The sequence below is a fragment of the Deinococcus grandis genome, assembly GCF_001485435.1.
In the GTDB taxonomy this organism is placed as follows: Bacteria; Deinococcota; Deinococci; order Deinococcales; family Deinococcaceae; genus Deinococcus; species Deinococcus grandis.
In genome coordinates this window covers 1,473,022-1,496,874 of sequence record NZ_BCMS01000001.1, presented here as the reverse complement: position 1 = coordinate 1,496,874, position 23,853 = coordinate 1,473,022, and the positions used below count along the sequence as shown (strand labels likewise).

Here is a 23,853-nt window from a genome sequence, read left to right as displayed (position 1 = left end):
AAGCGTACACCGCCGCTCTCAGGCTGTCAATGGAAACAGTTCCAACACCTGGAGACCAGAATTCGCAACCTCTAACAAACGCCGACCAGGACAGCCTCCGGGCCTGTCCAGCCCCCCCAGCGGAGGCACCCCACTGCGGCCACCGACAGACCGGCCGCCGGGTTCGAAAACGATTCAGATCTCTCCCCCGCTGGGCCGCCCCCTCCTCACCTGCGTCCCGGGATCACGCCCCGGGCGTCCGGTATGAAAACACCCCCAGCGGTGGCCGGGGGTGCAGGGGGCGCCGGGGATCAGTACTTGATGTAGTACTCGGCGAAGCCGTCGTCGCGGGTCTTGACCAGTGTGGCGTTCGCGGGCGCGTACTTCTGCGCGGTGGGGCTGCTGGCGTACAGCAGGGTCGCGCCGGGGATGGGCGTCAGCTTCCAGTTGCCGTCGGCGCTGGGGTTGACGGTCTTCTGCTCGTTGAAGTACTTCACGAGGGCCTCGCGGGTCTCGTCGGGCGCCTGCAGGATGATGTTCTTGCCGTTCAGGCCGGGGAACGACCCGCCGCCCGAGGCGCGGTAGTTGTTCGTGGCGACCACGAACTGCGCGGCCGGGTCGATGGGCTTGCCCATGAACGTCAGGTTCTTGATGCGGCGCGCGTTCGGGTTCACGACCTCGCCCTTGCTGTTGTAGCGGTTGGGCTGGGTCACGTCGATCTCGTAGCTCACGCCGTCGATCACGTCGAAGTTGTAGGTGGGGAAGGTCTCGTCCACCAGTGCCTGCGGCTCGGCCTTGCTCGGGTCGATCTGCTTGAACTGCCCGGCGCTGCGCTCCAGCCACTCCTGCACCTGCGCGCCGGTCACGAGCACGGCCTGCACGGTGTTCGGGTACACGTACAGGTCGGCGACGTTCTTGATCGCCAGCGTCCCGGCGGGGATGTCGGTGTAGTAGCTGACACCCGCGCGGCCCCCGGCCTTGAAGGGCGCGGCGGCGGACAGGACGGGCAGGTCCTTGTACTGGGTGCTGCTCAGCGCGGCCTTCACGTACGCGATCTGCGCGTTGCTGACGAGCTGCACGCTGGGGTCGTCCTGCGTCAGCGCCCAGTAGGAGTTGATGGGGGCAGTCAGGTCGGCGACCTTGCCGCGCACGTAGCCCAGGGTGCCCTGGTGCGCGCCCTCGACGGCGGCGGCGACGGTCGTGTCGGCGGTCACGAGGCTCTTCTTGGCGGCCTTGTCCCAGATGGGGCGGATGCCGCCCTGCGCGTCCAGGATGGTCCACTTCTGGGTCTTGCGGTCGAAGTTCAGTTTCAGGTCGGCGACGCCGAGGTTGTTGCCCCAGAAGCCGGGCATCAGGACGACCTTGCCGTTGATGGTGCCCTTGGCGAGGTTCACGCCGGGGACGTCCTTGTAGGCCGGGCCGGGGAATTCCAGGTGGCTGTGGCCGGTCAGGATCACGTCCAGGCCGGGAACCTTGGTGAGTTCCGCACCGGCCTGTTCCTGGCCGGGGGTGTACGCGCCGCTGTTGATGCCGGTGTGGGCCAGCGCGACGATGATGTCAGCGCCCCTGGCTTTCATGTCAGGCACGAACTTCTGGGCGCTCTGGACGATGTCCATGACCTGCACCTTGCCGTCGAGGTACGCCTTGTCCCAGTTGACGATCTGGGGGGGCGTGAAGCCGATCACGCCGACGTTGATGTAGTACGGGCGGCCCTGGGTGTCACGGACCAGTTTGCGCTGGATAACGTAGGGGGTGTACTTGTTGCTGCCGTCCATGTTCAGGACGTTGGCGTTCACGTACGGCATGGGCGCGGACTTCAGCACGCGGTCGAGGTAGTCCAGGCCGTAGTTGAATTCGTGGTTGCCCAGGGTGGCGCCGTCGTACTTCAGGGAGCGCATGGCCTGGTGCATGGGGTGCAGTTCGCCGTCCTTGATGGGTGCGACGCGCGCGGCGTAGTCGCCGAGCGGGTTGCCCTGGATCAGGTCGCCGTTGTCGAACAGCAGCGTGTTGACCTTCTCGGCGCGGGCCTTGGCGATCAGCGTGGCGGTGTACTCCAGGCCGAACTCGCCCGTGGGCTTGTCCTGGTAGTAGTCGTAGCCCTTGGCGGCGGTGTGAAGGTCGGTGGTTTCGAGGATGCGCAGTTCGACGGTCTGCGCGCTGGCAGCGCCGAGCATCAGCGCGGTCAACAGGGAGATTTGTTTCAGCACGCCCGACAGAATAGCGAAAAGTGTCAGGGGTGTATTCGCCCGCCGCTGGTGTGCAGCGGGTCAGTCATGAGAGCCGGTTCAGCCCTTCTTTAGAGATTAGCGGCCAGTGTGCGGAACAGCGCCGGAGCGTCGGGGGCAGCCGCGCCGTCCTGCCAGCCGAGGCGCAGGTCACGCAGCGCGCCGCCCTCCCCCACGCCCATGCCCTGCGGGAACAGCGGGGCGTAATCGGGTGGGGTGACGACAGGAACCGCGCCAGGGAGGCCCAGCACCGCACGGACCTCGCGTTCATGACCGAAGTGCATGACGTGCGTGCCGTCCGGCGCGGCCCAGGTGAAGCGCGCCGTGGTGGGCCCCAGCGGTGCGGGATGCACCACGTGCCCGACGCTCAGGCCGGGGCGCAGGCGCAACGTGACCTCCAACAGTTCCCCCAGCACGCCGAAACTGCCAACGAAAGGGCGGGTCAGGTCATAGCCCTGCACGTTCTTCACGGTGCGGCCCCCCGCGCGCACCACCCGGCCACTCGCGGCGCGGAAGGTCACGCCCAGCACGTCCGACGCGAACGGGAACGTCTGCCCGAAACCACCCCTCAGGGTCAGGCCGCCCACGCCGCCCGGCAGGTTCACGTTCGGGAACGGTGGGAACAACCCGGCGGGCAGCGCCGCGTACACCTCGGGCAGCGTGACCTCGCCGGTCAGGGTGATCGTCTGATCGTCGGGAGACAGGTCAAGAATGGGCATGAGGCGCCTCCGGCGCAGAGGATGGGAGATGGTCGATGGTCGAGAGAAAGGCGAAGGTCCTCCATCCACGGTCAACCATCAACCATCCACTCCTTCCGCGGGAAGAATCTTGCCTGGGTTCAGCGCGCCACCCGGGTCGAGGGCGCGTTTCACGCCGCGCAGGGCCTGCATGGTGTCGGGGTCGACGGCGTCGGTCATGAAGTCGCGTTTCATGCTGCCGATGCCGTGCTCGCCGCTGAGGACCCCGCCATGGCGGATGGCGACCAGCGCGATCCGGTGCGCCAGCTCGTGCACGGCGTGCGCATCCTCGGTGCGGGGGTCGAACAGGATGTTCGGGTGCAGGTTCCCGTCCCCGATGTGCCCGAACTGCACCAGCCGGAAGGGACTGGCGTCGCCCAGCGCGCGGATCTCGCGGACCACGTCCGGCAGGGCCGATCTGGGCACGACGATGTCCTCGTTCATGCGCTGCGGGCGGATGCGGCCCAGCGCGGGGGACACCGAGCGCCGCGCGCGCCACAGCTGCGCGCCCTCGTCGTCCGTCGCGGCGCGGCGCACCGTCCCGCCCGATGCCACGCAGGCGTCCTCGACCAGCTGCAGCTCGTCCTGCACGGTGTCCAGATCCTCGCCGTCGGTGTCCACCAGCAGCACCGCCTCCGCGTCGCGGGGCAGGCCGAGGTGCAGGTAGTCCTCGACGGCGTTCGTGCAGGCGCGGTCCATGAATTCCAGTTTGCTGGGCACCGCGCCCGCCGCGATGGCGCGGCTGACCGCCTCGGCGCACGCGCCGACCTCCGGGAAGTGCGCCATCAGCGTCCGCGTGAATTTCGGCGGGGGGATCAGGCGCAGCGTCGCCTCGGTGATCAGACCCAGCGTGCCCTCGGAACCGATCAGCAGGCCCGCCAGGTCGAACACATCGCGGGTCAGGTGGTGCACCTCGCCGTCCGCGTCCACGAATTCCAGCGCGCGGACGTAATCGCCGCTCACGCCGTACTTGAAGCACATCGGGCCGCCCGCGTTCTCCGCGAGGTTCCCGCCGATGGTACTCGTGCGGAAACTCGCCGGATCCGGCGGGTAGATCAGCCCGTGCGGCCTCGCGGCCTCGGTCACGGCCAGCGTGACCACGCCCGCCTGCGCGGTCGCCTCGCGCCGCTCGGGGTGAATGGTCAGGCGGGTCATGCGCGTGAACGAGATCACCAGCCCCGGCTCCAGTGGGGCCGCGCCGCCCGACAGACCACTCGCCGCGCCTCGCCCCACGATGGGCACGCCCGCCGCCCGCGCCGCCCGCACCGCCGCCACGACGTCCTCGGTGCTCTCGGGCAGCACGACCGCCAGCGGCGTCGCCCCGAACTGAATCGCGTCGTAGCGGTAGTTCAGCCGCTCGGACAGGTTCGACAGCACCTTGCGCGGCCCCAGCGCGCGGGTCAGGTCAGCCGCGAGTGAAATCGAAGCGGTCATGCTGTGCTCCCCAGAGGTCTGAGGGTCCAAGAGTCTGAGAGTCCAGGGGAAAGCTCAATCCCTTTGACCCTTCGACCTTTCGCCCCTTTGACCTTTTGACCTTCCCCTCTCACAGTTCCCCCCGGTACGCCCGGTCGAGGATCTCGATGGTGTGCAGGACGGGCGTGGGGCTGCCCTGGCGGCGGACGTGACTCTGAATCTGGGTGTGGCAGCCGATGTTCCCGCTGGCGATCAGGTCCGGGGTGGTGGAGAGGATGTTCTTCGCCTTGCGCGCCCCGAGCTGCCCGGCGAGGTCGGGCTGTTCGAGGTTGTACGTGCCGGCCGAGCCGCAGCAGAGGTCGCCTTCCGGGACTTCCAGCACGCGGACGCCGGGGATGGCGCGCAGCAGGGCGCGGGGGGCGGCGCGGACGCCCTGCGCGTGGGCGAGGTGGCAGGCGTCGTGGTACGCGACCGTCAGCGGGCGGCTGGCGGGGACCGGGGGTTCCAGTTCCCCGTTCTGGAGCAGCGTGTTCAGGTACTCGCTGATGTCCATGACCTTCGCCGCGAAGGCTTTCGCGCGGGCCTCGTCGGGTTCGCCGTGCAGGACCATCGGGTATTCCTTGAGGCCAGCGCCGCACCCGGCGGCGTTCGAGAGGATCGCGTCGAAGTCGTCGGGGTTGAAGGCGTCGAGGTTCGCGCGGACCAGTTTCAGCGCCTCGTCCCGCGCGCCGGTGTGCAGCGCGGCGGCGCCGCAGCAGCCCTGCCCGTCGGGAATGACGACCTCGATACCGTTGCGGGCCAGGACGCGCAGGGTCGCTGCGTTGAAGTTCGGCGCGAGCGCCTGCTGCGCGCACCCGACCAGGAACGCCACCCGGCCCCGCTGCACGCCACGCGCAGGCGTGACCTTCGGGCTGGGCTGCATGGCGGGCACGGATTCGGGCAGCAGGTCCAGCGGGCCGCGCAGCGCGGCGGGCAGCACGGGCGCGAGCGTCTTCGCGAACTGCCCCACTCGCGCCGCCACGCTGAACAGCTTCGGTGCGGGCAGGGCCTTGAGGATCGCCCAGCGTTTCGAGCGGTCAAGCGCACTGCGCTGACGCTGCGGTTCGCTCCAGCCGCGGAACGCCGTGATCAGTTCGCCGTACGGGACGCCGCTGGGGCAGGCGGTCACGCACGCCTGGCAGCCCAGGCAGCGGTCGAGGTGCGGCGCGGCGTCCGCCAGCGGCAGGCCGCCTTCGAGCACCTCCTTCATCAGCACGATGCGGCCGCGCGGGCTGTCCATCTCGTCGCCCAGCAGCGCGTACGTGGGGCAGGCGGGCAGGCAGAAGCCGCAGTGCACGCAGGCGTCCACGGCGTGCGCCATCACCTCGCCCTGGCCGCCCAGGGCCTGCACGGGAATGTCGTTGTTCATGCAGCCACGCTCATGGGGCACAGGATAGAGGCGGGTGGCCGGGACAGGCGGAACGCGGCGGCGCAGACGACTAGCCAGATGAAGCTGTTCCCCACCGGGAAACACGGCGCGGGGTTCGTGAGCACGCGCAGCTTTTCCCCGCGCGGCGGGGCGCACACTGCCGGGCATGAGTGTGTCCTCTCCCCTGCCGCTGTCCGTGCTCGACCTCGTGCCCGTGCCGCTGGGCTCCAGCGCCGCCGAGTCGGTCGAGGCCGCGCTGGCGTACGCGAAGGCCGCCGAGGACGCCGGGTTCGCGCGCTACTGGGTGGCCGAGCACCACAACATGGGCGCGCTGGCGTCCAGCGTGCCGCTCGCGGTGCTCTCGGCCGCGTCGCAGCGCACCAGCCGCATCCGCCTGGGCTCGGGCGGCGTGATGCTCCCCAACCACGCGCCGCTGGCCGTCGCGGAAGGCTACCGGCTGCTGTCGGCCCTCGCGCCGGACCGGGTGGACCTGGGCCTGGGCCGCGCCCCCGGCACGGACGGCCGCACGGCCCGCGCCCTGCGGGGCGCACAGGGCCTGATGGAGGAATCCTTCGAGCGGCAACTCGCGGACCTGATCGCCTTCGGCACCGGGCAGTACCCCACCGGGCACCCCTTCGCGGGCACGGTGGCCGCCCCGGCAGGCGAGGGGCTGTTCCCGCCGCTGTGGATCCTGAGCAGCAGCGGCTACGGCGCGCACGTCGCCGCGAAAGCCGGGGCGGGGCTGGCGTTCGCGTGGCACATCAACCCGGACACCGCGCAGGCCCGCGCCGCCGCCGACGCGTACCGCCGCGCCTTCGAACCCTCCGACGCGTTCCCCGAGGCGCGCGTCCTCGTCGCCGCGAGCGTCGTCACCGCCCCCACCGCCGAGGAAGCCGAGGAACTCAGCCTGCCGCTGGGCCTGATGTTCCTGCGCCTCACGCGCGGCGAGAGCGCCCCCTACCCCACCGTCGCCGAGGCCAAGGCCTACCCCTACACCCCGCAGGAACGCGCGCTGGCCGACTCCATGCGGCGGCGCGCCATCATCGGCGACCCCGCCACCGTCGCCGCGCGCCTGCACGCCCTGGCCCGCGACGCGGCCGCCGACGAGGTGATCGTCAGCCTGAACATCCCCGACGCCGCCCAGCGCCGCGACACCCTGAAGCTGGTCATGGACGCCGTCCGCGCGCAGGAGACGGAAGCGCTCACCCTCGCCTGACCAGCGAACCGTGACCAGCTGGACCAGGTCGCCTCCGGCGGGGTGACCGGCCAGATCAGGGACGGAAGCCGCCGTCCGGCGGGGCAACACGGTGGATGGCATCCCGACCTGTGGCTTGCGTCGGCGGCCGGGCCTGATGGGGCTGGATGCGTGAAGTGTCCGGCACTGGTGCCCGGTGTGGTCCCGGGGTCAACATGGACGCATGTCCAGTGCCCCGTCCCGTTCCCGACCCCGTCTGCGCAACCGCGAGCGAGGTCACCGTCAGGCGTCCTGGCGGAACTGCTGTACGACCTGGTGTTCGTCGTGGTGGTGGCTCAGCTGGCCCACCGGCTGACGGCGCACCTGAACTGGGCCGGTCTGGGTGAATTCGCGCTGCTGTTCGTGCCGGTCTGGTGGGCATGGACGAACGAGGTCTACTACACGACCCGATTCGACAGTGACGACGACCGCGTGAAACGGTTGTTCGGAGCGGCGCAGCTGCTGGCGCTGGTAGGGGTCGCAGCGGCCATCGGGCAGGGCGTGGAGGGACATGCCGCGGACCTGTTCGCCGCGTGCTACGCCCTGATCCGCACGGTGCAGCTGCTGGAACTGGTGCGGGCGGGACGGTTCGTGCCGGAGGCGACGACCTTCACGGGGTATTTCGTGCAGGGGCACAGCGTGGGCCTGAGCCTGTGGTGGGTGTCGCTGGTCCTGCCGGACGCCTGGAAGCCGTGGGTATGGACGGTGGGGCTGGCGCTGGAGATCGGCACGAGTCTACGGGCGGGGCGGCTGTACGAGCAGTTCCCGCCGCACGTGGCGCACCTGCCGGAACGGTTCGGCCTGTTCGTCCTGCTCGTCTTGGGCGAGAGCTTCACCGGCGCGGCTCACGGGCTGCTGGACAGCCGACTGGACCCGGCGGCGCTGGGCCTGACGGCCCTGTGCGTGCTGCTGGCGGTGGGGGTGTGGTGGACGTACTTCGACCGGCTGGACGACGACGCCGTGCGGGCCCTGGCGCGGCGGGGGCGCAGCCGACCGTACCTGATCTGGCTGTATGTGCACTTGCCGCTGACGCTGACGATCACGTCGCTGGGCGTGGCAGTCAGTCTGGTGCAGGTCCGGGCGACTGAGGGGCACTTTGCTCCGGTCGCCTGGCTGCTGGGCGGGTCGCTGGCCCTGTACCTGCTGTGTGAGTCGGTGGTGTGCGCCACGGGGGTGGGGGCGCGCCAGCCGACCCTGGCGTTCACCTGGGGAGTGCGGACCCGGCTGCTGACCGTGCCGGTCCTGGCCCTGCTGCCGCTCGTGACGCGGCAGCCCGCGCCCCTGGTGGGGTGGTGTGCCGCTTTGATCTGGCTGATCGCGCTGGGCGACTGGTTTCTGGAGGCGCAGGGGCAGGGCGGGAGGGAGACCGTGCCGCCGCAGGACACTTGAGGGGGAACAGGGTCAGCTGAACTGCACCTTCTGCGGTTCCGGGAGGCGCGCGGCGATGATGGCGCTGGGGATCAGCAGGCTCAGCGCGGCGAGGGCGGCGGTGGTGGGGCTGGTGGCGTCGGCCAGCGCACCGACGAGGAACACGAGGAGGCCCGCGAAGCCCCAGGAGAAGCCCATCATGATGGAGCTGGCGACGGCGACGTGGCCGGGCGCGTATTCCTGCGCGGTGACGACGCCGACGGGGATGCTGGCGTTCACGGCGGCGCCCACGATGAACGTGAGGGGGTAGAACCACCAGTTGGCGGGGCTGGAGAGGATCAGCAGCGCGAAGAAGGGGATGGTCGTGAGGATCGCGCCGCGCAGGACGGTGACGCGGCCCACGCGGTCGCTGAGGCGTCCGCCGACGATGCCGCCGATGGCGCTGGCGACGGAGTACACGGCCAGGGTGAGGGCGACTTCGCGCGCCCCGTACCCGCGGGCGAGGAGCATGAACGGCAGCATGGCGTTGTAGCCCATGCTGGCCAGTGAGCGCAGGACCGCCATGGCCCACAGCCAGACGAGGGGGCCCCGGAAGATACCCGCGTAGTCGCGCAGAGGAATCCGTTTGGCCTTCTGCACGCCGCTGGGCGTGACGGCGAAGGTGATCGCGGCGATCACGACGCCGATCAGTGCGAACCACGGCAGGTGCGTGAGGCCCACGCCCGCGAACACGGGGCCGAGCGCCATGCCCGCGGTGCCGCCCGCGCTGAACAGACTGGCCCACAGGCCCCGTTTGTCGGGGGGGCTGTGTTGCGCGACGTACGCGGCCCCGGCGGGGTGGAAGAAGCCGCTGCCGAAGCCTGCCACCGCGACCAGCAGGACCAGCGCCCCGAACCACGGCACGAAACCCATGAGGGTCAGGCCGATGCCGGTCATGAGGGGTCCGAGTGCGGCGGCGTAGCGGCGGTCGAGGCGCTCGCCGAGGATGCCCAGCACGGGCTGGAGGACACTGCTCGTCAGGGAGTAGACGCTGCCCAGGAACGTGACGGCGGCGATGCTGACCCCGTACTTGGCCTGCAGGGCGGGCGTGAGGGGCGTGAGCATGGCGCTGTACGCGTCGTTGATGAAGTGCCCGGCGGTCACGGCGACCGCGATCGCGGCGGCGTGGCGGGTGGTGCTCAGGGTGGCCTGCATACCCCGCCACCCTACGCCGGTGGGCGGGTCCGGGCGCGTGGGGTGTCCGGCGGGTGGGGCCGCGCCCCCGCTGCCTGAACGATCCGTGAACGTCAGGGGGTGGGGTGTGTCGGTCGGAGGTCAGGGCGCGCTGCGTACCCTGGAGGTGCAGTGAGCGCCCCGCGGCGCGCACGCCAGAGGAGTCCGTTATGCCCGATCAGTTCCGCACCGCCATTGCCGACATCCTGCCCAGTGCCGAGGCTGTTCACGAGCGTCTGGCTGTCCTGTCGAACCGGGACCGTCTGAACGTCGCGGAGTTCTTCAGTGGCGTCCTGCCTGACGTGGACGTCCTGATCTCCACGCCGGGCGCGGAGGCCCTCAGTCATGACCTGGGCGCGCTGCGCGGCATTCCCAGCGTGAAGGCGACGTCCCTGGCTGGGCACTGGACGCTGGTCGGGTCGGCGCTGCACCACGCGGGGGACATCCGCGCGGCGCGCGGGCCGGTGCAGGCGGCCGTGATCAGCCTGGAACTGCTGGCCGGTCAGGCCGAGGTGGCCGCGACGGTCCTGGCGACCCGCCGGGACTGGGAGGTCGTGGCGGTCGCGGCGGCCGTGGAGCGCACCGACGCGGCCGGTCACATGCTCCTGTCGCTGCTGGGCGTGCCGGTCCTGACGCCGGTGATGCTGGCGGGCACGCCGCGCGGGCTGGTGTTCGAGCGGCGCATCCCCCACTCGGCCTGACCGGCCAGCCGGGTGGGGGCACGCCTGGAGCGTTCAGGTGGTGCGGGTGCTGCGGGCGTACGGAGCGGGCAGCGGGTGCGCCGCGCCGAGGTCACGGGCCGCGGCCTGCACCCAGTGCGGGTCACCCAGCATGGGGCGGGCCAGGGCGATCAGGTCCGCGTCCCCGTTGCGCAGGATGCCCTCGGCGCGTTCGGGCGTGTCGATCATGCCGACGGTCATGACGGTCAGGTCCGGCACGGCGGCCTTCACCTGCGCGGCGAAGGGGGTCTGGTAGCCGGGCGCGGGCGTGATCTGCTGCTCGGGCGTCAGGCCGCCGCTGCTGAGGTCCAGCACGTCCACGCCCTCGCGGGCGAGCAGGCCTGCCAGCACGACGGTCTGCGATTCGTCCCAGCCGCCGGGCGCCCAGTCGGTGGCGCTGAGGCGCACGAACAGCGGCTTGTGGTGCGGCCAGACGTCGCGTACGGCGCGCGTGACCTCCAGCACGAGGCGGGTGCGGTTCTCGAACGTCCCGCCGTAGTCGTCCGTGCGGCTGTTCGCCAGCGGCGAGAGGAACTGGTGCAGGAGGTACCCGTGCGCGGCGTGGATCTCGACCACGTCGAACCCGGCGATCTCGGCGCGGCGGGCCGCTTGCCTGAACGCCCCCACGAGGCCCGAGATGTCTTCCCCGGTCATGGCGTGCGGCTGCGGGAACGATTCGTTGTAGGCGGTGGCGTCCGGGCCGATCACGTCCCAGCCGCCGCGTTCGGGCGGCACCGCGCCGCGCCCGCGCCAGGGCGCGTAGGTGCTGGCCTTGCGGCCCGCGTGCGCCAGCTGCACCCCGATCACGCCGCCCTGCGCGTGCACGAAGTCGGTCACGCGGCCCAGCGGCGTGATCTGCCGGTCCTCCCACAGGCCCAGGTCCTCGGGGCTGATGCGGCCCTCCGGGCTGACGGCGGTGGCCTCGGTGAAGATCAGGCCCGTCCCGGCCAGCGCGTACTGGCCCAGGTGCACCAGATGGAAGTCGTTCGCCAGTCCGCCCTGCGCGGAGTACATGCACATGGGCGACACGACGACGCGGTTGGGTAGCGTCACGTCGCGGAGTTTCAGCGGCTGGAACAGGAGGGGACCGTCAGTCATGCGCCGAATCTAGGCCCGCACGCCCACGCCCTGCCAGTGGCGCCATGTTCACGCGACCCTGAGATCCACGTTCAGCGGCGCGCCTGCCAGCGTGCGTGCGCCTGCGCCGCCTGCGTCCCGGCGAGCGTCCAGAAGGCGGTTTCGAGGTCGTGCAGCCGCTCGGCACTCACCCCGCTGCGGGTGGGCTGCCGGTAGGGGGTCACCTCCAGCCGCACCAGCAGCGTCCGGTGCGCCCCGAGGGCGAGGCTGCGCTCCGCGGCGAGCAGCACCTCCGCCTCGGGCGCGGTGCGAGCCGCCGTCACGAGGGCCGCGTACGCGCCGGAGAGTTCCTGCAGCGCCCGGACGTCCGGCGCATACACCCACGGGCCGGACTCGCCCAGCAGGGCCAGAAATCCCGTCCACTCGGCGCGCAGCACCGCCGGGACGACCTCCCGCGCGGGGGTGTCGGGGGCCAGCCAGGGGCGCACACCAAGCAGGTCAGGGCGCAACCAGCGTTCCCCCGCGAACTCCGCCCCGGCCCGCGCCGCCTCGCTGGGGCCGCCGATGTCGCGCAGTTCCGCCAGGTGCGCCAGCCGCGCCCGAGCGCCCTCCGACAGGGGCTGCGAGCGGGGACTGGGCAGGCCCAGCGCCGCCCAGCGGGCCGACAGGTCCGCCATCAGCTGCTCGCGCTCGTGTAACTCGCGACCGCGTACCGCCAGAACAGGCGGGTGGCCAGGAACAGCGCCGCCGCGATCAGCGGGGACGCCAGCGCCAAGCCCCCGCCCAGCGCGCCCGTCAGCGCCTGCGCAGGCACCGTCGTGATGAACGCCACGGGCAGCACGAACGTCAGCACGAACCGCACCGGCACCGGGAACGCCGCCACCGGGAAGCGCGCCGCGCCGAACACCCCACTGAACAGTTCCGTGACGTTCTGCGTCTTCACGAACCAGAACGCCGTCGTGCTCAGGCCCAGGTAGATGCAGTACACGATCACCACCGCCGACCCGTACAGGACTGCCGCCGCCAGCGCCCCGCCCGGCGTGACCTCCAGCCCGGCCGCCGCGTATCCGATCAACCCCAGCCCGATCAGCAGGTCCGGGAAACGCAGCACGTTCAGGTTCCGGGTACTCACGTTGAACTGCGCGTCAATCGGCTTCAGCAGCGTGAAATCCATGTTCCCCGTCCGCACCGCCTCGGCGATCTTCGACATGTTCGGCTGGATGAACACACTGATCACGCCCTCGGTCAACATGAAAAATCCTGTCACGAGGAGCGCCTCCCGGAACGACCAGCCCCCCACCTGCGTCACGCCCGGCTGCCCGAACAGGATGCTGATGCCCAGCAGCGCCACCCCCACCTCACCCAGACTCGCCAGCACCGCACCCAGGAAATTCGCCCGGTACTCCAGCTGCGCCGACAGGGTCGCCCCCACGAAGATGCGCACCAGGCGCAGGTAGCGTCTCATGCGGCCCTCCGGGCGGGGCGATGGGTGATGGTTGATCGTTGATGGAAGGCCACCCCCTCCCAGCCTCTCCCCTGAAGGGGGAGGAGCAGATCGGACAGCGAACCTCCATCAACCATCAACGTTCGAACTTCAACGTCCCCCCTCATGCGCCCACCGCGCCGTATTTGCGGAGGCCGACGCGCCAGACGAGCAGGCGGACGACCCAGAACACCGCGAGCCACACGAGCAGGACCAGCGCGCCGCGCCCGGCCTGCGCGAGGGTGGCCTTCCCGGCCAGGAGTTGCGCGGGGAGGCCCAGCATGTACGGGAACGGCGTCCAGACGGCCACGCGCTGCACCCATTCGGGGTAGAAGGCCAGCGGCGCGAACATGCCGCCCAGCGCGGCGTACACCAGCCACACGACCTCCTGGAAGGACGCGCTGCTCTCGGTCCAGAAGGCCAGCAGGCCGATCGCGTACTCGTACAGGAACCGCACGCTGAAGCCCAGCGCCGCCAGCCCCAGCGCGGCCGGGTAGGCCCACCACTCGCGCGTGAACGACGCGCCGGACAGCCACGTGAACACCCCCACCAGTGCCAGCAGCGGCACGATCCGCACCAGCCGCTCGGCGACGTGCGACGCGACGTGCAGCCACATGGGGTCCACCGGGCGCAGCAGCTGCGGCGACAGCGTCCCCTGCCGAATCTGGAAGTCCAGTTCGTGCGACACCCACACCACCAGCAGCTGCGACACCAGCCACGTGGACAGGAAGTACGTGGCGAACTCCGGCGCGCTGTAGCCGCGGATCTGCCCGCCGGGCGCGGCGGCCGCCTGCGCCATCCAGACGAGCATCATGACCAGGGACAGCGTGCCCGACAGCATCCAGATGACGACCTCGGCGCGGTACTCGGCCATCTCCGCGAAGCGCGTGGCGAACAGCACCCGCGCCTTGAACGCCAGCGCCCTCACGCGGGCTCCGGGGTGCGTTCCGGCTGACCAGCCTGACCGGCCCGCGCGCCGAAAATGGACGCCATCACGCTCTCGATACTCGGGTCCTCCACCGTCAGGTCCGCCACGTCCAGTTCCGCCAGCAGCGCCGCCGCCCGTTCACTGACCAGCGCGCGCGGCACCGTCAGCTCGGCGCTCAGGCCGTTCACGCGCACCTCCGACCCGAAACGGCCCAGCTCCTCGGCGGTCGCGGGGCGGCGCAGTTGCAGGCGCACGGTCTTCCCGCCGCCGCCCTGCTCGGCCAGGCGGGCCAGATCCCCGTCGAACACCACCTCACCCCGGTCGATCACCAGAATGCGGCGGGCCAGGGCCGTCACGTCCGCCATGTAATGACTCGTGAGCATCACCGTCGCCCCATACCGCGCGTTGTAGTCCTGCACGAACGCCCGCACCGACTCCTGCATGTTCACGTCCAGCCCGATCGTCGGCTCATCCAGGAACAGCACCTTCGGGCGGTGCAGCAACGCCGCCGCCAGCTCGCACTTCATCCGCTCGCCCAGCGACAGCTTGCGCACCTGCTTCTTCAGGATGCCCTCCAGACCCAAGACCTCCGTGAACTCCGCCATCGTCGCCCGGAACTGCGCGTCCGGGATCTCGTAGATCGCCTGATTCACCAGGAACGAATCCAGCGCCGGGAGGTCCCAGATGAGCTGCTGCTTCTGCCCCATTACCAGCGTGATCTGCCGCAGGAACGCGTTCTCCCGCCGCCCCGGTTCGAAGCCCGCCACGCGCACCTCGCCGCCCGACGGGTGCAGCAGCCCGGACAGCATCTTCAGGGTCGTGGTCTTCCCCGCCCCGTTCGGCCCCAGGAACCCCACCACCTCGCCCGGCGCGAGATCGAACGACACGCCCCGCACCGCCTCCACCACCCGCGACCTGCGGCTCACGAACGACCGCAGGCTCCCCAGGAACCCCGGCTCCTTCTCGTGCACCACGTACCCCTTGCGCAGGTCACGCACCCGCACCGCCGCGTCCCCCGCCCCACCCCGATCACCCGTCATGATCACCCAGGGTACGCCAACACCCAAACGCCCGCCACCCGCTACGCCAGAACGCGTAACGGGCGGACAGGGAGTCACCCCCTCCCGGCCTCCCCCATCAAGGGGGAGGAGAAGAGGAAGGCGGAAGACAGTTCAGCGGGGCGTCAGTTCGGTCACGCCGTCCGGGGCGGCCACGAACGCGCGCTCGGCCATGCCCAGGAACAGGCCCGTGTCCACGACGCCCAGCGTGCCCTTCAGCTGGCGTTCCAGCGCGGCGATGTCCGTCCCGGCGGGAATCTGCGCGTCGAAGATGTAGTTGCCGTTGTCGGTCACGTACGGCTGCGCGCCCGGCTGCCGCAACCGCCCCGACGGGAGGATGGCGCGCAGGCGCTCGATGGTGCTCAGGAACCCGAAACGGGCGATCTCGATAGGCAGCGCGGACTTCTCCCCGATGTGCTCCACCAGTTTCGTGTGGTCGGCGATCACGATGAACCGCCGCGCCTGCACCTCGGTCAGTTTCTCGCGCAGCAGCGCCCCGCCCAGGCCCTTGATCAGGTCGAGGTTCGGCGCGATCTCATCCGCACCGTCAATCGCGATGTCCAGCGGGCGCGGATCGAGCGGCTCCACGGGAATGCCCACCTGCCGGGCCAGCGTGTCACTCGCCTCGCTGGTCGCCACGCCCACCACAGCCGTCAGCTCACCCGCCGCGAGTTTCCGGCCGATCTCCTCGATGGCGTACTTCGCGGTGCTGCCCGTCCCCAGGCCCACCCGGTCCCCACTCCTCACGAGAGCCACGGCGCGCAGGGCCGCCTCGCGCTTCAACGCCTCCAGATTCATCACTGCACGCCCTTCGCCGCGCGATCCTTCTCGATGGCGGCCGCCACGTGATCCGCGTGCCCCTCCACCTTCACCGCCAGCCACGACTTCACCAGCCGCCCATCCGGACCGATCAGGAACGTCTGCCGCTTGATCCCTTCCGTGACCTTCCCGTACATGTTCTTCGTCCCATACGACCCGATGGACCGCAGGAACGCCGCGCCCGGATCACTCAGCAGCGGGAACGGCAGGCTGAACTTCTCCGCGAACCGCGCGTGACTGTCCGCGTCGTCCGCACTCACGCCCAGAATCGCCGCGCCATGCTCGCGCAGCAGCGCGTTGTCCCGGAAATCACACGCCTCCCGCGTGCACCCCGGCGTGTCGTCCTTCGGATACACGTACAGCACCACGTACCGCCCCGCGAAATCAGACAGCGAATGCGCCTGCCCCGCCGCGTCCATCAACGTGAATGCCGGAAACGCCTCCCCCACCACCGGAACCTGCACCGAATCACTCATGCGCCCAGCCTAGCGCGCCCCAGCAGGAGCCTGTCCAGCCCGCACAGGTGTCACGAGGCTGGCGACACAAATCCTTATGGAACGGACCGCCGCGCTTCGCAGTTGTGGCGGGCGCGGCGGTCAAGGCTTCACGGTCAAGTGTACGGGTCTTCCAGGTAGCGCTTGAGGACATGCACGGGTGGGTAGGTGCCCGCCTGGAGTTGCGCTTCCACGTGGCGGGCGTGTGTCCAGGTGGCGTCGGCCTGGGCGGGCGTGACGAGGCCCTGGGTGACGGCGTCGTCGAGTTCGTCCCCGTCGATGATCGCGGTGGCGGCGACCGTCCAGCGGTCGTGTTCGGCGGGGTGGCCGATCACGTCGAGGTACAGGTCGTCGTGCCAGGGGTACCCGCTGTCGTGCCAGCCTTCCCCGCCGTGCAGGTCGATGTAGTACTGCACGGGTCGCCCGGTAGGGTCGAGTTGGATGGTCAGGGAGCTGCCGGGCGTGCCCTCCCCGGTGGTGGGGTGGGCGCGCACCCAGCGGTATCCGCTGTCCAGAATGCGGCGCAGGCCGTCCCGTCCGGGAATGGGCGCGTCGAGGGGCCGGATGACGTCGTGTGCGACGAAGTCCACGATCACGTGACCGGGGACGTGCAGGACGGTCTGGGTGTGCCGGGTGACGCGCGCCCAGCCGCTCAGGTCGAAGACTTTCCGTTTCATGCCCCTCCCTATCAGCTTCCTGAAATGGTTCTGCCTGTAGTTCAGCGTGAGCGTCTTCCGTTGTCCCCTCTCCCCTTGTGGGACTCAGCGAGCTGCGGAGCAGGGAGGGAGGGACTCGCAGAGCTGCGCAGCAGAGGCGCGGAGCGCCGGAAGGGTGAGGGGGCGAGGTGAAGCCTCCCCTGTCCTACGCGAGGCTGCGGACGGCGCGCAGCATGAGGTCGCCTTCGGTGGCCTGCACGCGGGCCTTGAGGCTGGCGAGGTCGTCGTCGGGCAGGACGGGCACGCGGGCCTGCGCGAGGATGGGGCCCTCGTCGATGCCGGCGGTGACGAGGTGGACGGTGGCTCCGCTCTCGGGGTCGCCGCTGGCGAGGACGCTCTCGTGGACGCGGTCGCCGTACATGCCGCGTCCGCCGTGGCGGGGCAGGAGGCTGGGGTGGATGTTCACGAGGCGGCCCGCGAAGTGGTGCAGGACGCGCGGGCCGATCTCGCGCATGTACCCGCTGAGGACGAGGGTGTCCGCGCCCGCGCTGACGAGGACGTCCAGGATCGCGGCGTCGAGGTCGTCCGGGTCGGGGTATCTGGCGCTGCTGAGGTGCGCGGTCGTGAGGCCCGCGTCGCGCGCCCAGGCGAGGGCCGGGGAGCGGCTGTTGTTGCTGACCAGGGCGACGGGCGTGGCGTTCAGCTCACCCGCGCGGCAGGCCTCGACGAGGTGCCGCGCGGCGCTGCCACCGTGCGAGGCGAGGAAGCCGAGCTTCATTCGGTGGTATTCGCGCCGAGTTCCTGCAGCAGGTAGGCGCTGGTGAGGATGCCGTTGTGGTAGTCGCTGACGGCGAAGCTCTCGTTGGGGCTGTGGGGGGCGTCCTCGTTCAGGCCGAGGTCCACGAACAGGACCGGGGCGTGCAGGAGGTCGTTGAACGCGGCGACGATGGGGATGCTCCCGCCGGTGCGGGCGAACACGGCTTCCCGGCCGAAGACACGCTTGAGGGCGCGGTTCGCGGCGAGGTTGTAGGGGCTGTTCAGGTCGAACTTGAAGGGGCGGCCGCCGTGGTGCGGGTGGACGACGGCGGTGGTCCCTGCGGGCGCGAGGGTGGGCACGTACTCGGTGATCAGCCCCGTGATGCGTTCAGGGTCCTGTCCGGGGACGAGGCGCATGCTGACCTTCGCGCCGGCCTTGGCGGCGATGACGGTCTTGCTGCCTTCGCCCTGGTAGCCGCCCCAGATGCCGTTCACGTCGAGGGTGGGGCGGCCCCACAGGCGTTCCAGGGTGGTGTAGCCGTGTTCGCCGGGCAGGGCGGGCACGCCGATGCTGGCGGCGAATTCGGCGTCGTCGTGGGGGAGGTCGGCCCACATCTGGCGTTCGGTGTCGGTCAGGTCGTCGATGCCGTCGTAGAAGCCGGGGATGGTGACGCGGCCCTGGTCGTCCTTGAGGCGCGTGATGATCTCCGCCAGCGCGTTGATGGGGTTGGGGGCGGCGCCGCCGTAGCTGCCGCTGTGCAGGTCGCGGTTGGCGCCCTGGACGTGAATCTCGACGTAGCTCAGGCCACGCACGCCGTAGGTGATGGTGGGCACGTCGGGCGCGAAGCGGCTCCCGTCGCTGATGACGATCACGTCGGCTTTCAGTTCCTCGGCGTGCTCCCGCAGGTACGGTTCGAGGTTCGGGCTGCCGATCTCCTCCTCGCCCTCCAGCAGGAACTTCACGTTGACGGGCAGTTCGCCCTGCGAGAGCAGCAGTTCCACGCCCTTGACGTGCGCGTACGCCTGGCCCTTGTCGTCGGTACTGCCACGCGCGTAGATGCGGCCGTCGCGGACGGTGGGTTCGAAGGGCGGCGTGACCCACTCTTCCAGCGGGGCCTCGGGCTGCACGTCGTAGTGGCCGTAGATCAGGACGGTGGGTTTGCCGGGGGCGTTCAGGCGTTCGGCGTACACGACGGGGTGCCCGGCGGTCGGGTCGATGCGGGCCGTGAAGCCCAGCCCCGCCAGTTTGGCGCGCAGGAACTCGGCGGTGGCGGCCATGTCGGCCGTGCGGGTGGGGTCGGCGCTGACGGAGGGGAGGCGCAGCAGGTCGAACAGTTCCTCGTTGGCCTGCTCGCGGTTCAGGGCGGCACTCAGGTCGGGCGTGGTCATGGGGCGATGATACGGGCTGACGGGCACGGGACGTCCAGGATGGGGGGCTGCGGGGCGTGTGTCGTCCTGCGCCTTTCCCACATCCCACTTCCCATTCCAGTGCAGAAACACTGCTTCCCGTATACTCAAGGGAAGGTATGCCCAGCGACGCGAAAAACCGGCCAGTGTACGTGATCTCCGTGGCGGCGGAACTGGTGGACATGCATCCCCAGACGCTGCGCCTGTATGAACGCAAGGGCCTGATCCGTCCGGGGCGCAGCAGCGGCAAGACGCGCCTGTACAGCGAACGGGACATCGAGCACCTGCGCGAGATCCGCCGCCTGACGCAGGAGCTCGGCGTGAACCTCGCGGGTGTCGAGGAGGTCATGCGCCTCCAGCACGAACTGGACGACATGCAGGGTGAGTTCGAGGCGGAGATCGAACGGATCGAGAGTGAACTGCGGGAGCAGGCGCAGCGGCCCGAGGCGCTGCCGGGCGTGGACGGCCGCATCGATCCGCGTGACCGGCCGGTGTACGTGATCAGCATCGCGGCGGAACTGGTGGACATGCATCCCCAGACGCTGCGCCTGTACGAACGCAAGCAGCTGATCCGCCCGGGCCGCAGCAGCGGCAAGACGCGCCTGTACAGCGAACGGGACATCGAGCACCTGCGCGAGATCCGCCGCCTGACGCAGGAACTCGGCGTGAACCTCGCGGGCGTCGAGGAGATCATGCGCCTGCGTCACCAGCTGGACGCGACGCGCTCGGGCCTGGAGAGCAACGTGCGGCGCATTCAGGAGGACATCACGGAGCGCATGACGAAGTGGCGCACCCTGCCGCAGGCGGAGCAGGAGGACGGTGCGGACGGGGACTGACGTGCGGTCGGCGGGTCAGGGCGGGCGGCAGCGGGCGGCGCAGGGGCGTATCCTGCGCGGCGTGCTGCGCTCCTCTTCTGCTGTGCCCTGCCCGGTTCTGTTCTGCCCGGTCGTTCCCGGCGTGGTTCTGACCGGCCCGGTGGTTCCGTGAGGCCGCTGTGGGTGGTGGGGGATATTCACGGGGCGTACGACAAGGTGCGCGCCACGCTGCTGCGCGCGGGCCTGATCGATTTCGACGGGTCGTGGACGGCCGGGGACACGCATCTGGTGTTCCTGGGTGATTACCTGGACCGCGGCCCGAACGGGCTGGAGGTCATCCGGTTGATCCGCAGTCTGGAGGTGCAGGCGCCGGAGGTCGGCGGGCAGGTGACGGCGCTGCTGGGCAATCACGAGGTGATGTTCCTGGCGTCGCTGGTGTTCCGGCATCTGGATCCGCACGACCGGATGGGCTTCCGGGAGTACTGGCTGGAGAACGGCGGGCAGCCGCGTGACGCGGACCTGCTGGAGCCCAGTGATCTGGCGTGGCTGTCCAGCCGTCCGGCGATGGCGGCGTCGCACGGGTGGCTGCTGGTGCACGCGGACAGCCTGATGTACCTGCGGCTGGGCGGGTCGGTGGACGAGGTGAACGCCGAGGTGGGGCGCCTGCTGGCGCAGCCGGACCCGGACGAGTGGGGGCTGTTCCTGAACTGGTTCACGGAGCGCATGGCGTTCGCGTTGAACGGCGGTGAGGGGAAGGCGCGGCGGGTGCTGGACACGTTCGGCGGGGAGCGGATCGTGCATGGGCACACGCCGGTGTACGTGCTGCTGGACGAGGCGCTGCACGGGCCGACACTGGGGCCGGGCGCGCCGATCCCGTACGCGAACCGGCTGTGCGTGGCCATGGACAGCGGCATGGCGTACCGGGAGGACGCGGGGTTCATCGCGCGGCTGAACGCGCAGGGCGTCGCGGAGGTCGTGGCATTCCCCGGGGGCGCGGCGCACTACTGACAGCAGCATTCAGCGGTCTTGAGGAACCCCTTCATGGCCTCTGAATCGAGCGGAGCGAGCGTCTGATACGGACTCGGATTGAACGGGCTTTGCAGCCCATTCAATCCGAGAGGATGCGAGAGGGAGAGAAACGGGTTCCGGACGTGCAGCCGACAATCTGGTGAAGTTCCGGATTGTTGGCGAAACAAACGGAATCAGTCTGAGAGGGTCAGTGGGCCCGGGGAGACCGGGGGTTGACCGGGTCGCTCCTGACGTGGCGGGGGCAAGAGGGGCTGGCCGGGTGGGCCTGTGTGGGTGTGGGGGCGCGTGGCCGGGCGGCGGTCCGGTAGGCTGTCGGCATGCCGGTTAAAGGTTCCGTGAAGGGACCGGCTGGGCAGGGGCCCGCCCCGGTGAAAGGATGGACTGTGGACCGAACCGAAGAATCTGCCGGGCCGCCCGCGTTGCGGTTGAGTGGCATCACGAAACGTTTTCCGGGGGTCGTGGCGAACGACGCGGTGGACCTGACCGTCCACGCGGGCGAGGTGCTGGCCCTGCTGGGCGAGAACGGCGCGGGGAAAAGCACGCTGATCTCGATCCTGTACGGCCTGTACCAGCCGGACGAGGGCGCGGTGGAACTGGCGGGGCAGCCGGTGCGGATCGGCAGTCCGGCGCAGGCGCGGCGGCTCGGGATCGGGCTGGTGCCGCAGCATCCGCTGCTGGTGTCGCGGCACACCGTGGCGGAGAATCTGGCGCTGGGCCGCGTGGGCGGGCTGTTCCCGGCGCGGCGTGTGGCGGGGCAGGTGCGGGAACTGTCGGCGCGGTACGGGCTGGAGGTGAACCCGGAGGCGCGCGTGTCGGACCTGTCGCCCGGCGAGAAGCAGCGCGTGGAGATCGTGCGGGCGCTGCTGGGCGGCGCGCGGGTCCTGATCCTCGATGAGCCGACGAGCGTGCTGACCCCCCAGGAGGCCGACGGGCTGTTCCGCGTGATGCGCGAGCTGAAGGCGGACGGGCGCAGCCTGATCTTCATCTCGCACAAGCTCGACGAGGTGCTGGCCGTCGCGGACCGCGTCACGGTCCTGCGCCGCGGCAAGGTCGTGGGCGGCGTGCCCACGCAGGGCGCGACACGGGAGAGCCTCGCGGAGCTGATGGTGGGCCGCAGCGTGGACTTCACCCGCAAGCGCGCGGGCGGCCCCGGCGCGGACGCGGGCGCGCTGCTGAGCGTGCGGGACCTGAGTGCGCAGGGCGCGCGTGGTCTGCCCGCGCTGCGCGGCGTGAGCTTCGAGCTGCGCCGGGGCGAAGTGCTGGGCGTGGCCGGGATCGCCGGGAACGGTCAGAGCGAACTGGTGGAGGTTCTGGCCGGGCTGCACGCGGCGACCGGGTCGGTCACGCTGGACGGTCAGGCGCTGACGGGGGACGCGGCGGCGCGCTTCCGGTCGGGCGTGGCGCACATTCCCGAGGACCGCATTCACAGCGGCACGGTGCCGAGCATGACGGTCGCGGAGAACCTCGCCCTGCGGGACTTCGAGCGGCCCCCGCTGGCGCGCGGACTGGCGCGTGACCTGACCGCCACGGACGAGCGGGCGCGGCGCGAGGTGGAAGCGTACGCGGTGGCGACGCCGGGCATTCACACGCCCACGCGGCTGCTGTCGGGCGGGAACATCCAGAAGCTGATCCTGGCGCGGGAACTGGCCGGGCAGCCGAAACTGATCCTGGCGGTGCATCCCACGTACGGGCTGGATATCGGCGCGACCGATCAGGTGCACCGGGTGCTGCTGGACCGCACGGGCGACGGCGCGGGCGTGCTGCTGGTCAGTGAGGATCTGGACGAGCTGCTGAGCCTGTCGGACCGCGTGGCGGTCATGGTGGGCGGCTCGCTGCTGGGGCCGTTCCCGGTGGCGGAGGTGACGCGCGAGTCCCTGGGCCTGCTGATGGGCGGCGCGCACCCGCACTCCATTCCCGGCGCGGATCAGGGACCGACTCAGAATGGGGTGGTGGCGTGAGGTTCGTGGCGATGACGGCCCCGTCGGCGGCGCGCACGGCACTGGTCACGGTGGCGTCGGTGGTGGCAGCGCTGCTGATCTGCGCGCTGATCTTCGTGTTCGCCGGGCAGTCCCCGGCGGCGGTGTACGGCACGATGCTGCGCGGCACGCTGGGCGACCCGACCGGCCTGGCCGAGGTGGGGCGGCGCACCATTCCCCTGCTGCTGCTCGGGGCGGGGCTGGCGCTGGCGTTCCGCGCGCAGTTCTTCAACATCGGCGCGGAGGGCCAGCTGCTGCTCGGCGCAGTGTTCGCGGCCGGCACGGCGCTGTTCCTGCCCGTTCCGGGCGCGCTGCTGATCCCGGCGGTGTTCGTGGCGGGCTTCATCGGTGGGGGCCTGTGGGCGCTCGTGGCGGCGGCGCTGCGGCGCGTGAACGTGAACGAGATCCTCTCTACCCTGATGCTGAATTACATCGCGGTGGCGCTGGTCACGTACCTGATCGCCGGGCCGTGGAAGGGCAAGGACGTGCGCGGGTACATCTACACCGACACCTTCCCGCAGGGCGCGTGGCTGCCCACCCTCAGCGGCACGCAGGTGCACTGGCCCACGCTGCTGCTGGGCGTGGCGCTGGCGCTGGGCCTGCAGTGGCTCCTGACCCGCTCGACCTTCGGGTACGCGCTGCGCGTCGTGGGCGAGAACCCCGGCGCGGCGCACTACGCGGGCCTCAGCTCCGCGCGGGTCGCCACGCTGGTCGCCCTGCTCACCGGGGGGCTGGCCGGACTGGCGGGCGCGGGCGAGGTGGCGGGCATCCACCACCGCCTCCTGGAAGCCAGTCAGATCAGCCTCGGGTACGGCTTCACGGCCGTGATCGTCGCGTGGCTGGCGCGCGGGAACCCGGCGCTGTGCCTGATCACCGCGCCGCTGATGGGCGTGATCCTGGCGGGCGGGGACCTGCTGAAGATCGACATGAACCTCCCGTTCCGCGTGGTGGACATCTTCAGCGGCGTGATCCTGCTGTGCCTGATCGCCTCCGAGGTGTTCGTCCGCCACCGCGTCCAATGGGGCCGCGCGTGAGCTGCCCACTCTCCCCCACCGAGGTC

The 23,853-nt window shown here is 70.6% G+C and carries 22 protein-coding genes; 7 read left to right on the top strand and 15 right to left on the bottom strand.

Going from position 1 to position 23,853, the window contains the following annotated elements; genetic code table 11:
* Window positions 1–290: 290 nt before the first annotated feature.
* From cpdB to glcF, 4 genes are all read right to left on the bottom strand, one after another.
* Complete coding sequence (gene cpdB, locus DEIGR_RS07405; protein WP_269083791.1) at window positions 291–2,186, bottom strand: 2',3'-cyclic-nucleotide 2'-phosphodiesterase; 1,896 nt, start codon at window positions 2,184–2,186, stop codon at window positions 291–293.
* Between the two features lie 89 nt (window positions 2,187–2,275).
* Window positions 2,276–2,941: an FAD-binding oxidoreductase gene (locus tag DEIGR_RS07400; RefSeq protein WP_407638333.1), complete on the bottom strand. Its 666-nt coding sequence runs from the start codon at window positions 2,939–2,941 to the stop codon at window positions 2,276–2,278.
* Window positions 2,942–3,001: 60 nt separating this feature from the next.
* The gene (locus tag DEIGR_RS07395; protein ID WP_058976387.1) at window positions 3,002–4,375 is read right to left on the bottom strand and encodes an FAD-binding oxidoreductase; all 1,374 of its coding nucleotides are present in this window, start codon (window positions 4,373–4,375) and stop codon (window positions 3,002–3,004) included.
* 109 nt (window positions 4,376–4,484) lie between these two features.
* Window positions 4,485–5,762, bottom strand: a complete 1,278-nt coding sequence (gene glcF, locus DEIGR_RS07390) for a glycolate oxidase subunit GlcF (RefSeq protein ID WP_058976386.1) — start codon at window positions 5,760–5,762, stop codon at window positions 4,485–4,487.
* A gap of 166 nt (window positions 5,763–5,928) precedes the next feature.
* On the opposite strand from glcF, the gene DEIGR_RS07385 reads away from it, so the two are divergent.
* Window positions 5,929–6,978, top strand: a complete 1,050-nt coding sequence (locus tag DEIGR_RS07385; RefSeq protein WP_058976385.1) for an LLM class flavin-dependent oxidoreductase — start codon at window positions 5,929–5,931, stop codon at window positions 6,976–6,978.
* Between the two features lie 42 nt (window positions 6,979–7,020).
* A complete protein-coding gene (locus DEIGR_RS07380; RefSeq protein ID WP_322787156.1) occupies window positions 7,021–8,385 on the top strand; it encodes a low temperature requirement protein A in 1,365 nt (454 codons plus the stop codon).
* 12 nt (window positions 8,386–8,397) lie between these two features.
* Here the strand turns inward: DEIGR_RS07380 and DEIGR_RS07375 are convergent, their stop codons facing one another.
* Window positions 8,398–9,558 (bottom strand): MFS transporter, encoded by a 1,161-nt coding sequence (locus DEIGR_RS07375; RefSeq protein WP_058976383.1) that lies wholly within the window; start codon window positions 9,556–9,558, stop codon window positions 8,398–8,400.
* A 188-nt stretch (window positions 9,559–9,746) separates the two neighbouring features.
* Here DEIGR_RS07375 and DEIGR_RS07370 point away from each other — a divergent pair, with 188 nt between their 5' ends.
* A complete protein-coding gene (locus tag DEIGR_RS07370) occupies window positions 9,747–10,277 on the top strand; it encodes a hypothetical protein (RefSeq protein WP_058976382.1) in 531 nt (176 codons plus the stop codon).
* A 33-nt stretch (window positions 10,278–10,310) separates the two neighbouring features.
* Here the strand turns inward: DEIGR_RS07370 and DEIGR_RS07365 are convergent, their stop codons facing one another.
* The 10 genes from DEIGR_RS07365 to DEIGR_RS07320 form a co-directional block, all read right to left on the bottom strand.
* Entirely contained in the window at window positions 10,311–11,393 is a 1,083-nt protein-coding gene (locus DEIGR_RS07365; RefSeq protein ID WP_058976381.1) for an NADH:flavin oxidoreductase/NADH oxidase, read from the bottom strand.
* A gap of 71 nt (window positions 11,394–11,464) precedes the next feature.
* Entirely contained in the window at window positions 11,465–12,049 is a 585-nt protein-coding gene (locus DEIGR_RS07360) for a hypothetical protein (RefSeq protein ID WP_058976380.1), read from the bottom strand.
* Window positions 12,049–12,837, bottom strand: coding sequence for an ABC transporter permease (locus DEIGR_RS07355; RefSeq protein ID WP_058976379.1), 789 nt, complete (start codon window positions 12,835–12,837; stop codon window positions 12,049–12,051). Before DEIGR_RS07355 ends, DEIGR_RS07360 begins: the two co-directional genes overlap by 1 nt.
* Window positions 12,838–12,979: 142 nt before the next feature.
* Window positions 12,980–13,729: an ABC transporter permease gene (locus tag DEIGR_RS07350; protein WP_058978591.1), complete on the bottom strand. Its 750-nt coding sequence runs from the start codon at window positions 13,727–13,729 to the stop codon at window positions 12,980–12,982.
* 50 nt (window positions 13,730–13,779) lie between these two features.
* Entirely contained in the window at window positions 13,780–14,823 is a 1,044-nt protein-coding gene (locus tag DEIGR_RS07345; protein WP_058976378.1) for an ABC transporter ATP-binding protein, read from the bottom strand.
* A gap of 132 nt (window positions 14,824–14,955) precedes the next feature.
* A complete protein-coding gene (rpiA, locus tag DEIGR_RS07340; RefSeq protein ID WP_058976377.1) occupies window positions 14,956–15,639 on the bottom strand; it encodes a ribose 5-phosphate isomerase A in 684 nt (227 codons plus the stop codon).
* Window positions 15,639–16,136 (bottom strand): peroxiredoxin, encoded by a 498-nt coding sequence (locus tag DEIGR_RS07335; protein WP_058976376.1) that lies wholly within the window; start codon window positions 16,134–16,136, stop codon window positions 15,639–15,641. Before DEIGR_RS07335 ends, rpiA begins: the two co-directional genes overlap by 1 nt.
* Window positions 16,137–16,270: 134 nt before the next feature.
* Window positions 16,271–16,831: a DUF402 domain-containing protein gene (locus DEIGR_RS07330; protein ID WP_058976375.1), complete on the bottom strand. Its 561-nt coding sequence runs from the start codon at window positions 16,829–16,831 to the stop codon at window positions 16,271–16,273.
* Between the two features lie 184 nt (window positions 16,832–17,015).
* On the bottom strand, window positions 17,016–17,588 hold the full coding sequence (gene purN / locus DEIGR_RS07325) for a phosphoribosylglycinamide formyltransferase (protein WP_058976374.1): 573 nt from the start codon (window positions 17,586–17,588) through the stop codon (window positions 17,016–17,018).
* Window positions 17,585–18,955, bottom strand: coding sequence for a dipeptidase (locus tag DEIGR_RS07320; protein WP_058976373.1), 1,371 nt, complete (start codon window positions 18,953–18,955; stop codon window positions 17,585–17,587). The genes purN and DEIGR_RS07320 overlap by 4 nt, the downstream gene beginning before the upstream one ends.
* A gap of 137 nt (window positions 18,956–19,092) precedes the next feature.
* On the opposite strand from DEIGR_RS07320, the gene hspR reads away from it, so the two are divergent.
* The 4 genes from hspR (at window position 19,093) to DEIGR_RS07300 (ending at window position 23,827) form a co-directional block, all read left to right on the top strand.
* Window positions 19,093–19,809 carry a heat shock protein transcriptional repressor HspR, fused homodimer type gene (gene hspR, locus DEIGR_RS07315; RefSeq protein WP_058976372.1) on the top strand — a complete coding sequence of 239 codons (717 nt, stop codon included), beginning with the start codon at window positions 19,093–19,095 and terminating at the stop codon, window positions 19,807–19,809.
* 147 nt (window positions 19,810–19,956) lie between these two features.
* Window positions 19,957–20,796, top strand: a complete 840-nt coding sequence (locus DEIGR_RS07310) for a metallophosphoesterase (RefSeq protein ID WP_153013668.1) — start codon at window positions 19,957–19,959, stop codon at window positions 20,794–20,796.
* Window positions 20,797–21,275: 479 nt separating this feature from the next.
* Complete coding sequence (locus tag DEIGR_RS07305) at window positions 21,276–22,775, top strand: ABC transporter ATP-binding protein (protein ID WP_236704687.1); 1,500 nt, start codon at window positions 21,276–21,278, stop codon at window positions 22,773–22,775.
* An 11-nt stretch (window positions 22,776–22,786) separates the two neighbouring features.
* The gene (locus DEIGR_RS07300) at window positions 22,787–23,827 is read left to right on the top strand and encodes an ABC transporter permease (protein WP_058978590.1); all 1,041 of its coding nucleotides are present in this window, start codon (window positions 22,787–22,789) and stop codon (window positions 23,825–23,827) included.
* Window positions 23,828–23,853 lie beyond the last annotated feature (26 nt).

Coding starts and splice junctions, on each gene's coding strand:
- DEIGR_RS07395 (WP_058976387.1), bottom strand. CDS start 4,375: ATGACCGCTTCGATTTCACTCGCGGCTGACCTGACCCGCGCGCTGGGG.
- glcF (WP_058976386.1), bottom strand. CDS start 5,762: ATGAACAACGACATTCCCGTGCAGGCCCTGGGCGGCCAGGGCGAGGTG.
- DEIGR_RS07385 (WP_058976385.1), top strand. CDS start 5,929: ATGAGTGTGTCCTCTCCCCTGCCGCTGTCCGTGCTCGACCTCGTGCCC.
- DEIGR_RS07375 (WP_058976383.1), bottom strand. CDS start 9,558: ATGCAGGCCACCCTGAGCACCACCCGCCACGCCGCCGCGATCGCGGTC.
- DEIGR_RS07370 (WP_058976382.1), top strand. CDS start 9,747: ATGCCCGATCAGTTCCGCACCGCCATTGCCGACATCCTGCCCAGTGCC.
- DEIGR_RS07365 (WP_058976381.1), bottom strand. CDS start 11,393: ATGACTGACGGTCCCCTCCTGTTCCAGCCGCTGAAACTCCGCGACGTG.
- DEIGR_RS07360 (WP_058976380.1), bottom strand. CDS start 12,049: ATGGCGGACCTGTCGGCCCGCTGGGCGGCGCTGGGCCTGCCCAGTCCC.
- DEIGR_RS07355 (WP_058976379.1), bottom strand. CDS start 12,837: ATGAGACGCTACCTGCGCCTGGTGCGCATCTTCGTGGGGGCGACCCTG.
- DEIGR_RS07350 (WP_058978591.1), bottom strand. CDS start 13,729: ATGGCCGAGTACCGCGCCGAGGTCGTCATCTGGATGCTGTCGGGCACG.
- DEIGR_RS07345 (WP_058976378.1), bottom strand. CDS start 14,823: ATGACGGGTGATCGGGGTGGGGCGGGGGACGCGGCGGTGCGGGTGCGT.
- rpiA (WP_058976377.1), bottom strand. CDS start 15,639: ATGAATCTGGAGGCGTTGAAGCGCGAGGCGGCCCTGCGCGCCGTGGCT.
- DEIGR_RS07335 (WP_058976376.1), bottom strand. CDS start 16,136: ATGAGTGATTCGGTGCAGGTTCCGGTGGTGGGGGAGGCGTTTCCGGCA.
- DEIGR_RS07330 (WP_058976375.1), bottom strand. CDS start 16,831: ATGAAACGGAAAGTCTTCGACCTGAGCGGCTGGGCGCGCGTCACCCGG.
- purN (WP_058976374.1), bottom strand. CDS start 17,588: ATGAAGCTCGGCTTCCTCGCCTCGCACGGTGGCAGCGCCGCGCGGCAC.
- DEIGR_RS07320 (WP_058976373.1), bottom strand. CDS start 18,955: ATGACCACGCCCGACCTGAGTGCCGCCCTGAACCGCGAGCAGGCCAAC.
- hspR (WP_058976372.1), top strand. CDS start 19,093: ATGCCCAGCGACGCGAAAAACCGGCCAGTGTACGTGATCTCCGTGGCG.
- DEIGR_RS07300 (WP_058978590.1), top strand. CDS start 22,787: ATGACGGCCCCGTCGGCGGCGCGCACGGCACTGGTCACGGTGGCGTCG.